The 15092-nt window shown below is 35.0% G+C and carries 16 protein-coding genes and 3 pseudogenes; all 19 read right to left on the bottom strand.

The window, feature by feature from the left end:
• Positions 1-19 precede the first annotated feature (19 nt).
• Positions 20-391, bottom strand: a complete 372-nt coding sequence (locus tag EGX95_RS00985; RefSeq protein ID WP_001267129.1) for a hypothetical protein — start codon at positions 389-391, stop codon at positions 20-22.
• A 19-nt stretch (positions 392-410) separates the two neighbouring features.
• A pseudogene (locus tag EGX95_RS00980) lies at positions 411-1088 on the bottom strand (thiamine biosynthesis protein ThiF); the annotation flags it as partial.
• Between the two features lie 116 nt (positions 1089-1204).
• Positions 1205-3082 (bottom strand): reverse transcriptase domain-containing protein, encoded by a 1878-nt coding sequence (locus tag EGX95_RS00975; RefSeq protein ID WP_042512162.1) that lies wholly within the window; start codon positions 3080-3082, stop codon positions 1205-1207.
• 631 nt (positions 3083-3713) lie between these two features.
• A complete protein-coding gene (locus EGX95_RS00970) occupies positions 3714-3896 on the bottom strand; it encodes a ubiquitin-activating E1 family protein (RefSeq protein WP_000029266.1) in 183 nt (60 codons plus the stop codon).
• 2 nt (positions 3897-3898) lie between these two features.
• The gene (locus EGX95_RS00965) at positions 3899-4309 is read right to left on the bottom strand and encodes a hypothetical protein (protein WP_000209415.1); all 411 of its coding nucleotides are present in this window, start codon (positions 4307-4309) and stop codon (positions 3899-3901) included.
• Positions 4310-4359: 50 nt separating this feature from the next.
• Positions 4360-5325: an MPN domain-containing protein gene (locus tag EGX95_RS00960; protein ID WP_000182855.1), complete on the bottom strand. Its 966-nt coding sequence runs from the start codon at positions 5323-5325 to the stop codon at positions 4360-4362.
• A 65-nt stretch (positions 5326-5390) separates the two neighbouring features.
• Positions 5391-5561 (bottom strand): hypothetical protein, encoded by a 171-nt coding sequence (locus EGX95_RS30075; protein WP_000280379.1) that lies wholly within the window; start codon positions 5559-5561, stop codon positions 5391-5393.
• Positions 5562-5677: 116 nt separating this feature from the next.
• Complete coding sequence (locus EGX95_RS00955; protein WP_000859312.1) at positions 5678-6322, bottom strand: hypothetical protein; 645 nt, start codon at positions 6320-6322, stop codon at positions 5678-5680.
• Positions 6300-7121 carry a hypothetical protein gene (locus EGX95_RS00950; protein WP_000732880.1) on the bottom strand — a complete coding sequence of 274 codons (822 nt, stop codon included), beginning with the start codon at positions 7119-7121 and terminating at the stop codon, positions 6300-6302. The genes EGX95_RS00955 and EGX95_RS00950 overlap by 23 nt, the downstream gene beginning before the upstream one ends.
• Positions 7122-7137: 16 nt before the next feature.
• Positions 7138-7950, bottom strand: a complete 813-nt coding sequence (locus EGX95_RS00945; RefSeq protein WP_000770659.1) for a hypothetical protein — start codon at positions 7948-7950, stop codon at positions 7138-7140.
• The gene (locus EGX95_RS00940; RefSeq protein WP_001269722.1) at positions 7947-8504 is read right to left on the bottom strand and encodes a hypothetical protein; all 558 of its coding nucleotides are present in this window, start codon (positions 8502-8504) and stop codon (positions 7947-7949) included. The genes EGX95_RS00945 and EGX95_RS00940 overlap by 4 nt, the downstream gene beginning before the upstream one ends.
• Positions 8488-8817 carry a hypothetical protein gene (locus EGX95_RS00935; protein ID WP_000062335.1) on the bottom strand — a complete coding sequence of 110 codons (330 nt, stop codon included), beginning with the start codon at positions 8815-8817 and terminating at the stop codon, positions 8488-8490. Before EGX95_RS00935 ends, EGX95_RS00940 begins: the two co-directional genes overlap by 17 nt.
• A gap of 12 nt (positions 8818-8829) precedes the next feature.
• Positions 8830-9942 carry a DNA polymerase III subunit beta gene (gene dnaN, locus EGX95_RS00930; protein ID WP_000673198.1) on the bottom strand — a complete coding sequence of 371 codons (1113 nt, stop codon included), beginning with the start codon at positions 9940-9942 and terminating at the stop codon, positions 8830-8832.
• Between the two features lie 80 nt (positions 9943-10022).
• Complete coding sequence (locus EGX95_RS00925) at positions 10023-10415, bottom strand: hypothetical protein (protein ID WP_002073837.1); 393 nt, start codon at positions 10413-10415, stop codon at positions 10023-10025.
• A gap of 212 nt (positions 10416-10627) precedes the next feature.
• Positions 10628-12526 carry a group II intron reverse transcriptase/maturase gene (gene ltrA, locus EGX95_RS00915; RefSeq protein ID WP_002019929.1) on the bottom strand — a complete coding sequence of 633 codons (1899 nt, stop codon included), beginning with the start codon at positions 12524-12526 and terminating at the stop codon, positions 10628-10630.
• Positions 12527-13293: 767 nt separating this feature from the next.
• A pseudogene (locus EGX95_RS00910) lies at positions 13294-13644 on the bottom strand (Rad52/Rad22 family DNA repair protein); the annotation flags it as partial.
• 22 nt (positions 13645-13666) lie between these two features.
• Positions 13667-14062: a hypothetical protein gene (locus tag EGX95_RS00905; protein WP_001055070.1), complete on the bottom strand. Its 396-nt coding sequence runs from the start codon at positions 14060-14062 to the stop codon at positions 13667-13669.
• A gap of 331 nt (positions 14063-14393) precedes the next feature.
• A pseudogene (locus tag EGX95_RS00900) lies at positions 14394-14644 on the bottom strand (hypothetical protein).
• Between the two features lie 67 nt (positions 14645-14711).
• A complete protein-coding gene (locus EGX95_RS00895; RefSeq protein WP_000633806.1) occupies positions 14712-14996 on the bottom strand; it encodes a hypothetical protein in 285 nt (94 codons plus the stop codon).
• Positions 14997-15092 lie beyond the last annotated feature (96 nt).

Genomic DNA, 15092 nt, shown 5'->3' with positions numbered 1-15092 from the left:
GTTTCCCTTCTCCTTGCTATTACATATTTATTTTTATATTTTTCTCTTGTTTCCCAACGTTCTGCAATGCTTGATAACATTCGTATATCTGCTTGAAATCTTGTAAAAATCCATCGTCAGAGATACTATGAAAGCCTTTAAAGTTCTTTCTACACCAATATAAAATGCTAGATTCATCCTTCGCTAAAAAAGAATCCGGATTGAAATGAATCAAAGCCTCTGCTAAACAAGCCAGAAGCAATGGTATCATTCCGGAATCTTGCTTTGATAAATCAAGTACAGATACAACGGTATACTGTTTATATTGGTAGTATTGTAGAACACCATTACACATGTTTGTTGGTGTTAAACTGTGTTGTAATTGAGTGGAATCTAATTGATACACTCTCATCTTGTCCCCTCCTATATCATTACCCCTCAATTGGTGCAGCTTTCATAAAAGCCTTTTGAGCTTGGAAAATGATATAGTGATTCGATACGGTACCTTCATCAAAGAGTTCGTTGACGAATTGAGCAACAGTCATGGCAGCGAACTTATTGGTAATAACGCGCTGTGGTTCTGAAGCAGCTAATTCGGAACAACTTAATTGACTTGGAGCTGTTTCTTTTTTCGTAAAAGCATCCGGAAATAAATCACCAAGCGGTGAAAGAATGACCTCGCCATTCAATTTAACTCCACATACTGCTTGTCCGTTATAACCACTGTTTTTATAATCAGCTATTTGTTGAGGTGTCCAATGTCTTTTATTTACTTCTCTCCAATTATCAGGAACTGTTACAGCTGTATTCCCTACATCGATGTAAAGAAGATTATCTGATTGATGGAAGAATTGATGAAAGACCTCGCGAGAAAACATATTATCTACTGCCCCAATTACAATTGGCAGATACAAGTAATCGTCTTTATGTTGTTTTTTTAATAAATCATATTTGTTACCAAACAACTGCTGCATTGTTTCTATGTCTTCTATATACTGCGACGTAAAGGAAGAGATAGGAACGTTATAGCCAGCTTTATATCGACGAGCCAGTACTTCTGCTTTGTATTTACCAACATCAGGTCGAATAAAGAGTTGATTTCCAAGGTTGTAGAGTAGGAAGCGAGCGCCTTGTCATATTGCTATGATAGGTTTCTCAAAACCCCTCACCGAACCGTACGTACTCCTCTCAGAGTATACGGCTCTCCATCAATTGCTTGTCAAAGTTATTTTTTTCTGTTTTTCGCTATAAGTTCTACTCTCATATCATAGTGAATTTCATTATGGCAATCCTCACATACGGCTAATGTTTTGCGTCTACGGGCAATCATTAATTTTTGCCATTTGGCTTTGCCTTTCTCAACATCTTTCATTTTTCGGACATGGTGCATTACTAAGTTAGAATCGGTTTTACCACAATGTTCACATTTGTTGGCTGACAACCTATCCATAAGACTAGTTGTTGACATATGAACTCTTGAGGCTAACAAGTTGTCGATGTTATTTTCTTGTGTTTTCATCTTAGTTATATCAACCGTTCTAAATCCTTCCCTGTAGAAAGAATGAGAGTGTTGTTTGCCTTTTTTATCTTTGTAATTGACTATGAATACACCGTTTTTGCAATATTTCCCCTTAATTTTTCCGATTGAGCTTTTATATTTATTGGCGAATGTTTTATACATGCTGTATTCTAGAACGTAACTGAATTTTTGGAGTACCGTTGAATTAACTGCATATTTGTAGTAGTTGTACATCCCTCTGATCTGTAATACATAATTATGTAGTATTTCCAAATCATCTAGGTGTGCCATTTCCGGTCTATGCTTTGGTTTCCAAGTTTCTTTCCCATTCACATACTTCATTTCTAAAACATTCAGGGCAAGTAATTTATTTCGCCATGCTTCATGGGGGATTTCAAGTCTTACTTTTAGATTGTGATGTCTTCTTTTTGCACCTTTCACCGAGTATTTGGTAAATAACTCGTTTCTAGTGATATTGACGTTGTATCCAAGAAATGTTGCTTTCTTGCTAGAGTGGGTGATAAGTGTTTTTTCTTCTGATAAAGTTAATTTTAATTCTTCATTGAGAAATTGAGCTATATCAGATTTAATGGCTTTGGCATCATCTTTACTGCCGATTATCATTACAATAAAGTCATCAGCATATCTAACATATTTTAGTGACTTAAATTTATCCGACATTGGATTGTAGTAGGGACGTTGTCCCCTTTCCTTAACCCATTCGTTGACTTGCTTGATTAATTCCTGAGCTTCATTGTGTTTACCTTGTTCTCTTAGTAAGTCTGCTTTCTTACGCCCTCTTTTTATTTTGAGGTGTAAGTATTGATATCTTTTATCAACTTCTCTGTCTTTTGGTTGACCTTTTCCGAACTTTTCAGCGTATTTTTCCATGTATATATCTAGTTCGTTTAGATATATGTTGGCAAGAAGAGGACTGAGAATCCCTCCTTGTGGTGTTCCACTGAATGTTTTGTGGAATTGCCAATCCTCCATGTACCCAGCTCTTAGGAACTTCCATATTAATCCGATGAGTGTTTCGTCATTGATACGTTTTCTTAGTAGGTCAATTAGGATATGGTGGTCGATATTGTCAAAGAAACCTTGAATATCACCTTCAATAAACCATTTAGTTCCATTACCACTCTTTTTAATTTGTTTCAAAGCTGTATGACAACCCCTATTTTTCCTGAATCCATGTGAGTTCTCAGAGAAGTTTGGTTCATAAATTGCTTCTAAGATATACTTTATTACTAATTGGACAAGTTTATCGTCAAATGTCGGTACCCCAAGAGGACGTTTTTTCTTACTCCCTTTTTTATCAATATATACTCGCTTAACAGGAGTAGGTTTATAGTTACCATTTTTAATGTTGTTGATGATTTTAGATACTCTATTTTTTGAGAAGCCATCAACAGTGTTATTTATGGTTCCTCTGGTCATATTACCTGGATTGGCATATATTTCTTGATAACCTTTATAGTAGAATTCTGGATTATAAAGATTTCTATATAATCTTTTGAACTTATAGTTTTCTTTAATAGTATTCTTCGACAAGGTGTTCAATACATAAACTGGATTTCTCATCAGCATCTCGCTTCCTTCCTGTTTATTATCATCATGAACTAATTGACTACCTTCCTTCGCCATCCTGATTTCACAACCATGACCTAACGTAATTTGTCATACGTTAGTGTGATAGGCTTTCCCTATCTCTGACTACTACGAAGGCTCCGTTACCATATGGAATATTCAAGAGCCACATTTCTTGGTTTTTACCTTGAAATCATCCTCTATAGCCATAAATGGCGCTTCCACTTAGGTAATCCCCATTTAGTACCTTGTAAATAGTTTGTAGTAATGTCGGTTGGGACTTTCAATCTTTACTAATGTACTTTAGTTGGTTCTCTAGTGTGAAACACACCTCTCTCCACAAAAAATAGATGAGCTGAACTAGAGACATATCGTTTCAATGTCTATTTCGATATGGTCGTCGATAAGACCCCTTGATTTATCCTTCACGCAGTTTAGCATTCAACCTTGTTTACCACGGTACACCTAGAAATTCAGTCGCACTCATGACATTAGAGTGACTTATCCCGTTGCAGCCATGCTACACTCCCCGTTCACTTTCGATTACGGATAAGGCTACCGGTGTCGGGTTGTTATCTTGTTTCACTTCACCCGCTGATTTACTAAATCAGAGTTTACAAGGCCCTTATGGGCGCACTTTTTCTTCAACCGTGTCTGGATCTGCAACTACAATTTCGCCATCCAATTGAAAAATACTCATCATTTGAGCAATATGTTGTAAAATTAATCCTCCGTTTCCTCCAGCACCTACTAATACAATATGTGGTACAATCTTCTTTCCTTCTGCAATATCAATAACAATACTCATTTTTATAGCCCCCTATTTTCTTTTGATAGTGTATTCTCTAAATTTCGTAGAAATGGAATCGATAAATTTGTAAGCCTATGCACGGTATACAAGTCAAATGAATGCATCACTAGTATCGATGCAGCATAAATAACTCCTTCCTCTTGCACAATGCCTACAACATATTGAAGTAAATTCAACTGCACAACAAGCGTGTCTATATATTCTTGATGTGTGTCTAAATCAATATGAGTATTCTTCCTCTGTCCTTCTAATGCTTCATATATGTGATTCATCTCTAACTTGCACATAAATTGAAATAGCTTATAGTCATCATGCGATTCCTCTATTGCTTGTTTATTCTTTGTAAGAACTAACATGTAGTGCTTTATCTTTGTAAACATTGAAACGTGAATTGTTTTTAATGTTGTCATAATAAAGAAAGAGACATAAAAATATGTCTCTTTTACGCCCCCTTGTGTGTTTATTTTAAAAGTGTGATCCTACTTAAATCGTAATCTTGGCTTATCCCTTTCGTTGCATACTCTCCTGCAAATATAAAGTTAGGATTAATAGAATAAAATTTTCCATCTATACAAGTCCGTACTCGTAGTTCAGGGAAAACATCCTCTATTCTGCCAACAATTGCATAAAGAATAGGAGCACGTTCACTTTGATCATCTAAATCACTTGGTTCAGCAGAGAAACGATGATGACTGTGTATCTCCATAACTTTCATAGCGATAGACTGCATCTCTATATTCGTTTCTGGGATTACAATTTCAGTTGCTACCTGCTGAGGTGGAAAATCCATAAAATAACCACGCTCTTTATTGAAATAGATATCAGCATGCAATTCGCAATCACATTTACGAGAAATGGCTTGTGCAATAATAATAAAGTCCATTAATAGTGTTCTCGGAATAAAATCCCCAGGTAAAAAGTGATTCAGCCAAGTACTAAGAAAAGAAAAAGGACAATCTGAAATGGATTGTCCCTCTACAATACTTGCTCCTTTTGCGCCGACAGTTAAAATCGGAAGTAGTGCATTTGTATCCTCATCATATTTAATGACAGTTAAGCCTTTAACAAATGAGGGATAACGATGCTCTAATTTTACGCGGATATCCTCTGCTTCTATTTTTCTTACATCTGTTGAATCCCCATTTTGAACAGCGATTCCATGTATAATTTCTTCTTCTGTAAACCAATCTACTAATGGTATATCCCCAAATACTACGTGGCGAACAACCGTTGTTGTATTGATTTTATCTAGACAATCTGTAGATTTTGTAGCCTTAGCTTTCTTACTACTTTTTGTCTTACCTTTTGCTTTTTCCTTTTTTTCTTCCTTTTTAGCAGTGGCTTGCTCTGAAGCAGCTTTTTTCACTGGTACTGTTGTTTCCTCTACTTGTGTTTCCATATCAAAAAAATCGAATAAGTTTGTCATAATAAAAAATCCTCCTAGTATCTTTGCTTATATATAGTTCTGCTATTTTCAGAAATTCGATGTACTCAATTACTGTCTGCCAGTAACTTATTTTCCATTAAAGTTAATGGCCAAAGTGGTAAATCATTGACTCTTTTGCCATCTGAATTTTGTGTAATACCCTTCTCGTTTAAAAACTTAATAATTCGTTGTCTTTCTCTCTCAATTCTCATTCGTGTTTCATAATCTAAATACACCGTATTTCCTCCTAAGCATGTTGGATCCAATGTTTATAATCTAAACTCCAACAAAATTATTATTCTTAATAAATACTCCCCTGCTTCTAATAAACAATCACTCTAAAGAGCGTGTATTAAAAAGTCATTTCCGATTCCATTAAAATAGAATCATCAAAACTTTGGTTTTCAAATCGTTTAAATAGCTCTCCAACTGGTTCCGTATGAGTATGTGTAAGGTCGTGATTAAAAGAACTTGCAAAAAATAAAACATGAAATGTTTCTAAATCTTTTAAAGTCCGGAATTCAGGTATCACAACTCTACCTGTACATACAGATCCACTAGGATGAACATTAGAATATGGAAATTGATATAATTTCATTCCTTCTTCTAACTCCATATCTTCTTTTACAGCAAAGACAGAGATATTCGTAACTCGTTTTTGGTACACCGTATAACGAAATAATAGACGTGGAAATCCTACTTGTTGAAACGGTCGTTCAAAAAAATGAATATCCCACTGAGCCTTTGGTACTTCAATCCAAACAGCTTGTTTATCTCCACTCTTAGATAACACCTCGTGTTTTATACAACCTTTTGGGAGTACGCCACTAGAGTAATGAGTATTATCTTGTGTACCCTGCTCCATAACTTCTTTTAAAGCTAAATAAAAGTCCTTAAAAGTAACGGCAGTTTCTCCACGTGATAATTCGTTGTTAAATTGCTGAATGGTTACAATTCCTTTTGGCTCTAAAGCATCAAATATTGCTACTGTCTTCATTTGTTATGTCCCCCTGCGTATAGATTGTTTCCACTAAATCTAGTAACATCTCAAATTTATATGGTCCGTATAATGGTTCCTGGCCATAATAGAGATACAGAGATTCTTCATCAATTTGATAAGAATGCTGCACTGGATAACAATCTAGTAATTTAGAAATTTTTTCTTTATGCTTCGGTGATATGCCGTCTATTGTTTCAGCTATAGCACCCCATGTGTCCTCTGCTGCTTCCTTTATTTCCTTTAATGGTATGTCGAATAGTGTAGAGAGCTTTTCATACTCTTCTTCATCAATTGGAAAAGCTTCTAAGCCCATATCTTCGATCATGTCCGTACCCAATTCTATAAATCCTTCTTCATGGTCTAATTCATAGATATTCTCTCGGTCTAAATACGAGGGAGAATACTGTGTTACATCAATCGAAAGCTCATGCATGCTTTTAAAGTAACGTAAGATATGAAATTGACATGAATAAAATTTAGATAGATTTATGTTTAATAGGTTCATGGAAAGTAAGAAGATGACAATCGTATCTGTTGATTCTATGTCCTCCCACCTTATTGTTTGGTTTTCATCTAGAAAGTCCACACAAGTTTGGATTTTACTAATTGTTCCATGAGAGATTTTGTTGAAATCTATTTCTATATCTTTAGAAAGGCTTTCTAATATATATATTTCCTCTTGATATCTTTGTTTAATTTGTTCCCAACTAACGATGCTATAAGTTTTGTTTAACTTAAGTGATAGTAAGTAGTTTGACATCGCTACATTAGATGAATAGCTAAATAATTTCTTCATTTTTTGGCCCTCTGTACTAATTTGCTATATTTTTTGTTAACTGTATCTCTTCAAAGATACGAAGTAACATCTCAATTCGTTTAATTGCTGGAAAATATGTATCATCATCATAGAAAAGGTAAAGTTTTTCCTCATCAGCTTGGTAAAGCATACGTATATCAAACTGATTCTGGATTGACTGAAAGAAACTTTGATTCTCTATCTTGATATTAGAGAGCATTTCACCAATTGGACTCCATGCATTCTCAACAATAAGGTTTATCTCATCCATAGATATATGAAATAAATTCGAATATTGGATTAAGGTATCTTTATCGTCGCTATCTACCTCTTCGTGATGTAATTTCATATCTTGAAGTAAGTCATCACCCCAGCTTTTAAATGAATCCTCACAATCGTATTCTTCGAAATTATCTTGTTCTAAATAAGTTGGGTAATAATCTTTTACAGGAATCCCCAATTTATACATACGTATAAATATCTCCATAAGATAGAATTGCGATGTATAGAAGCAGGAAAGATCAGTATCTAAAGATGTTTCCGCAATCATAATTATTTCAAGTAAGGTTTTCGAATCAATTAAACCAATTGGGAAATTCGAGTCTTCCTCTAAATAAGAAACAGTAGCCATTACTTGTTGAATGGATCGTTCTGAAATCTTACTGAAGTCTATTTCTCTTGAGTGCTCTAAACAATCTAATATATAGATTTCTTCTTCATGCTTCTTATCTGCAAGTAATTCATGCAGTAAGTGAGCATTCTTTTGCATTTTTAACGAAAGTAGATACTTTCTTACTTTCTGGTGATTGTATGTAAATAATAATTTCATACCTGGTTCCCCTTCGTCTTTTCTCGAATCATTGCCGCAAGACGGATTATAATTTCATAATAAGAAAGTACCCATTCATCAAATGAGTACTGTTCATAACCATCCTCTAGAAATTCAATCAAAATATGACTGGGATACGCTTCACTTTGATAGGTGTTAAACGAAAATTCATGTAACACGAATTGAAAATCAGATTGTGTTATATGTTCCGAGCCTATACATAAATAGTAACCAGCTGTATCGAAGTAACATCCTTCCGCAGCCATAGAACTAATATCCGAAGCGAAATTCGAATACATGTCTTCTGAGCTAAATAACGTCCCATCTAACAGGTCTTCTTCAGTTCCAAAGGCAAAGTGACAAAATATACTTGTTTGCTCGTTAAAACGCGCAAACGACTCGAATAATAGTTCACTTGTGATATGCAACTTGTCCCTGTGAAAATCATTGATATTGATTAAGAATGGGATGTTATATTTACGAATTAATTTTTGTATGCGTAGTATCCGTATGTATACTTTCATCTCATTTCCTTGATTAAATAAATATCTCATCTTCTAGCCCCTGCTTTTCCACATCTTCTAGTTGTTCAGTGAAAAGATGTAAATGTAGCATTTCTTTTAATTCACAATCTGGACCATTTATACGAAATGAATTATCACTATAAAACGTGACATAATGTCGTAGCTGCTCAAATTGCTTTTCAAATTCATCTATATGTTCTAATGGTATGTTTTCTAAATCAGGCATTTCGTTCGCAATAAATCCATTTATAATCAATTCAAAGGATTGACGAAGTTCTTGATTATTAGGAAGGACTTCTTTTGACTGTAAAAAGTCAAAGAAGTCACTGTGATTCATACTCATTTGGATGCCCCCTTACACGCGAACCGGTAGAATTAACTGCAGATTAGAGTGAGTTGTATCCTCTGCTCCCACTACCACGATAGGTCTCTGATTACTAATCATTTTTATCGCGATTGTTTCAGAAGTTATCGTTTGTAGTGCTTGTAGCAGATATTCCACATTACAAGCCAATGTAAATGCTTCTACTTGATTACATGGAATTTCTACACTTGCAGTACCTACTTGAGAATTTTGTGGTTTAAGATGGATGCTTTCTTTTCCTTCTGACGTAAGTACGATTAAGGAAGAAAATGCTGAAAGCTGCTCCAACGTATTTTTAAATTCTTCACGTGATAGTTGTATTTCACTTTTAAATTCGTCGGGTACCATACGTGCCGTATCGGGATATGTACCAGCTAGTAATCTAGACTGATAGATAATACTTTCGCCACGGATCAACAGCTGTGTATCACTAATGAGCTTTAATTGTAAATTTGTTTCACGATTAAAGAGCTTAAGAGCTGTTTTAAGAGACTTAATTGGTAACACGACTTCACCATCTTTTGCGATAGTGATCTTTGTACAATCAAAATGTAAACGGGCTAAACGGTGAGCATCAGTTGCTATACTAAAGAACTTATCATCAACTGATTTTAAGTTCACACCTGTTAGAATCTTACGTGTATCCATTGCAGGAATAGCATGTAACGTTCCGTTGGCCATTGATACAAATTGTTCTTGTGAAAGTGAAATCCAATCTTCCCCTGCTTCGATTTTAATTTCAGGATATTCTTCGTGATCCATGGTACAAAAGCTAAATTGTTTCTTCTTACTTTCTACAATCTTTAGCTCATTGTTTTTATGTTCAAGACCGATGAATTCACTTTTGAATTTCTTAATCGTTTTAAGTACCGGAGCAGCTGCAAAAAGCACCTTCCCCGGTTCAGTACAATCCCCACTGTTTACATTAAAGCGAGTTACTAATGTTACTGTTTCTGTACCGTCTGAACCCATTAGAATCATTCCCTTTGAATTACAATCCAATAAAACACCTTGTAATGCCGGCATTGGGTTTTTAACGTCTACAGTAGCACTTGCTTTCTCTAATTTTTCAATAAATAATGTACGGTTAATAGTAAATTTCATAATAAATCCCTCCAAAAAGTAATAAAAAAAGAACAGACCTCATATCCTGTTCATTCGTTTTCCTGCTATAAAACAAAGCTTTACGCGCTTTGTTGTTTTTTTAACTGTTGTATGAGTTGATGAATGGCTTCTGTATGATCATGAAGTAACCATTCTCTAAAGGATGTAACATCACCAGGAATAAGAGCTGATAACCACCGGTTAAGCTGTTTCTCATTTCCAGGACGGATATTCTTCGCTTCGTGAATCAACTGTAAACTAGTTAGAATTCCTTCTAAACCACCAATCGTCGTATCCTCAAATGTTCTTGCTTGCGCATTATAATTGTGATTATAGGCAAGTAGAATTTCCTTGGATGTAATACTTAATGGTTTTGCAAGCTCTTGTATGTTTTGAATTAGTACACCTAGACTTACTTGGCCATTCGATGGTTCCTTCTTTGAACTTCCTTGTTTATGTTTTTGCTGTAACATAGTAGGTGGTATAAAATAATATCCTTTCTTTTGATAAGAAATATAGATACTATTTGGGCCATTACTACATGTAGAAAGTTCTACTTTAGTAGGTTTTACATTATAATACCGATAGGTAAGCCAATTCTTCAGCATTACCTGTTAAGAGTGGCTTTTCCCCCGGTCCACACCGTACGTGAGACTTTCACCTCATACGGCGCTCCATCTAATAATCAAATAGCATGAATTTTGTTCCTGAATCGTTTCAGTTTATTAATTTCCTTATTATTCAAGATGCTGCTCATATCAACTTCATTGTGTATTGCCTTGTGAATTTCCTTATCTACACAGGCTAGATTTGGCAGCTTATTGACTTCTTCTAACGGGAGATTAGGATTAATGTGATGAACATGCAGGTTGTGCTTCCCAAGTGGGACTCCTGTAATTCTACATTTTCCTCTATCTCTGTTGAACGCATATCCTCTATTCATAAAGTACTCAAAATTGTATCGGGGTGAATTCACAAGTTTTTTCCTGACTTTCTCAAGGAGAGAGAGGCTTGTAATTTCATCTAGTCTGACACTGAACTCCTTTGTTCCCTTTCTTCGCTCGATTAATTTACGTCCCGAAGGAGAGTATGGAGTTTCATTTTGAACCTTTTGTTTATATAGGTTTTCGTTCATCTTGGTTAGGTTTAAATGCATAATGCCAATGTAGCCAACTTCGGTTTTAATAGCTAAAGTCTTTTGTGTCCGTTTAGGGTATTTGTCCGCAAGGTTAATACACTTGTTGATAGGATGTAAGACCCCACCACGCCTAGATAGAAGATTAAAAGTCTTTTTTCTTAACTTATAACCTTCTCTATCCATTATGGGAGATTCGGTGGCATATGAATAATAATTTATTAATCCTCTAACCTTTGAGTTATAGGCTAAGATTAGCTGTGCATTACTCAGTTTATCGTGGCTTAATCTTTTGCCGAGAGAAGTGAGTGTGGCTCTGAGTTCTTTTACTTTTCTTTTAATCTTCTTATCAGAAGGAGTTATTTGGCTGATATATCTTGTCTTTTTATCCTTCTTCTTTTTTCCTTTTACACCTTTTAAGACTACCTTGTATTTGAAGCCAAGAAATTCTATTGGCTTATGCCTGATGTTGGTTATTCTTGTTTTCTCTTCGGATAGTTCAAGTTTAAGTTCTTTCTGAAGAAAATTCTTGATAACAGTCTTCCATCTATAAGCATGGGATTTGTTATTAGTGACTAGAACCCAGTCATCAGCATATCTGATTAGATAGCCTGGCTTAAGGTTAGAAGATTTTAAACCTCGTAATTTATGATCGTGTTTCGAATACTCATGTCTGGTTGTAAATTCTTCAAATTGCTTGGCAACCCATTTGTCGAAGGAATGTAAGTATACATTTGCTAAGAGGGGGCTTAATATGCCACCTTGGGGTGTACCATTGTCATTTCTAATGATATTTTTGAAGATTCCAGCTTTGAGGAATTCCGTTATTAGGCACAATATTCGTCTATCTTTGATTCCCATGCTCCATAGTTTTTTTATAAGAATCCTATGGTTTACTTTGTCGAAGAATTGACGAATATCACCTTCTACGATCCAGTGATACCCAGTGTTATGAACAAGGACTTTTACTCTTTCCAACGCATGATAGGTAGTTCTTTCTGGTCGAAACCCAAAGCTGTATTTGAAGAATTGTGCTTCGAGTACAGGCTCTAAGACTTGCTTCATCATTTGTTGAATTATCCGGTCTTCTATGGTTGGAATACCGAGAGGTCGTTGTCCGCCATTAGCCTTTGGAATAAACACACGTTTTATTAGGTGCGCCTTGAAATTTGTGAGTCTACCACGAATTAACTCGATAAGTTTTTCTTCGGATAGTCTGAGGTAGTCTTGGATTGTTTTTCCGTCTACCCCTGGAGTCATGGAGCCTTTATTGCTTTTTAGCGAGTGTATCGCAGTGACAATATTAGGTTTTGACATCGCAATTTCAAGGAGAGATGTGTGTTTGATTCTCGTCTTTTTTTCCATATGCTCTTTTGTTTTTGAGTACAGCTTGTCTAATGTTCTCTTTAATTCTGTTTCTGATTCAAGAGTATTTTCTAGTTTTCGCACCAAATTGCATCACCTCTTTTGCTGAGATTTTGCTCTAAGGTTTAGTCGGTTACTGTTACACATTCCTAGAATAATTTTGCCTTTGCATGATTATTAGACTTGGGCCCTTCCCTCTAGTTATATTACATAACCTTCTTTGGTACTATGACCCTACTGCCATTGGTGTTAAGGAACTTCAGTATTGTATGTGTAATACCTTATATCCACGAACCGATAATTAACCATCGTATGACGTTCTCACCAACTTCAACTGTTCCACATGTTTTAGCCTTACATATAGCCTTAGGACTCACCTTTATGCCGTCAGTTACTAATGAACTAATCGTAATTTGATTCATTAGATGAATAGGGTATAGTCCCTATCCGCAGATTTGATATACCTTATTATCATTTCCACAACTGAAAAGGTATGGTTTTACCTCCTCCATATTTCTAAGGAACGGATAGTATCGACACGTACATTCAGTGATTCGCCAGAATCTATGATTCATTCTATCCATAGCTATTTTATGGCGTCCCGATTACTTTTCTTACCATGTTCCCTGAGGAATTTAGGTTCGATTTTCACCGCCTTCAACGGGCTCATAACAATGATAGGGTTCTCTATTATTGCTATCCGTAGTATTAGACCTTTTCAAGAGTTTACGATGTTCTTGCAAGACTTACTTCCGAGTCTTGATAGTCAAACATGCAGTTAGAACATTTTATAGTTCCCTCGCTTTTATATAGTGTGTTTCCACAACTTTTTGTGCGAGAACAGTTCACACAAGGTATCTTCCTACGCCCCAAAGCACAGCAGCTCTTTTTAAACTATTTGAAAAGCCACCTTTTACAGAACTATAGTCAGATTCTTCACTTCCATCCTCTTTTGATATCCAACGTTCATTCAAAAACACTGATATGGTACATTTCGTTGCTTTCTCACCCCATTTTTCATACGACACCTGCCAGTTATCAATACCAAAGACTTCATCAAATCGGTCCTGAATGGCGCGTGCGTCAACAAATGGAGCTACAAACGCAAAAAAACGACCTTGGCTTTCAAATGTATTTATAATTTTCCATCCTAATTGTTCGACAGGAAATTCAGCTTGTAAACTTTCCATTATATTTGTCATAATAATCCTCCTGTATTACTTGTTATTTCGAATCTGGGTGTTTCCACTCTTTCTTTCGAAATTCATCAATCATTTCACATATAATTCCTCTGTTTTCATGAAGCAGCCAATCCTCATGGGAAGTAATATCTTTCCCTGATTGAATGGATAGACGCTTATTCAAATCCTCTATACTTTTACAACTGATATTCCTTGCTGCATAAATGAGACTTAAACTTACTTTTAAATCTCTTAAATAAGAAATGGTAATATCCTTAAATGTCGTAGCTTTCGTATTGAAGTTTTGATTGTGCGCTTGCAACATTGATACAGAACTGATCCATAAAGGATTAGCTAGTTCTTTAATTTCTTTAATAATGTCATGTAAATGAGCATCATTTTGTAATTTCCTTTGTGATTTTTCCATGACTAAATTCATGATGTTTCCCCCTAATTAATAAAATAATTGCCTAAAGTGCTGGCTATACAATAACTCCAAACTTGAAGACAACACAAAAAGGGCTTCTTCAAGTCGATTAAAAATGTGTATAGCAAAATAAGCTATATATACACTAATCGGCTCAAAGAAGCCCTTTCATAAATGAAACAAGACGCAACTTGCTTCTACAACTCAACCACAACACAAAAAAAGGTGTGGGAATAAACGGAATCAATTAAACAATAAATATATCTGTATATTAAACTATCTTTATTTTTAATGCAAGTAAAAAAGAGTGAAACAACCGTATCACTCTTTCATCCATAGTATATTATTTGCTCCAAAATTCATTATAATACCAAGCTCGATAAGAAATATGTTCTGATACATCCATTATTTTCATACGTCTTCTATGATTTTAGGGTGAACAGGTATACTATATATCTTCGCATCGTCTGGTTTCATCATATCTTCTACTTCAATTTTTACAACTTTTAGATGGTACGGCATACGACCATTACTAAAAATATCCCCTACACAAATTGTCCAAAGACTTGTTTCTATTTCAGTTACATTATTCATTTTATATTCTCCTCTATAAATTAATAAAAAAGACATTGAACAAATACGTCCAATGTCTTTTTCCCTCTTATATACTAGTTAACTCAAAGTATAATTTTTCTGGTTTTCCATACATGCTAATTTCATTTTGATATACGACAGCTAATGGCTGAGGCATCTCAATGCTTTCCATATAGGATAATGAAGCAGCTGCTTCTATTTTTTCTTTAATCTCATTAGGAATGGCTGAATAAGATAAGCTATTCATTTTACTTCCTAATTTAGTATCTGTAGCAGCTTCATAATAAATTTCGGTAATTATGACCTCATTATCATCTGGATCATACATATATCCTCGGTTAACTGTAATCATATTGTAGTGCTCCTCTCAGGTTTACATTTTCTAATTCCTTGTGCTTTTAGCATTGCAACAAGTACCTTACTTATATATAAATCCCATATTTTCTAT

The organism is Bacillus sp. FDAARGOS_527 (genome assembly GCF_003812125.1).
Classification (GTDB): Bacteria; Bacillota; Bacilli; order Bacillales; family Bacillaceae_G; genus Bacillus_A; species Bacillus_A paranthracis.
The sequence above is the reverse complement of the archived record's forward strand: the minus strand, read 5'-3'. Positions and strand labels throughout refer to the sequence as shown.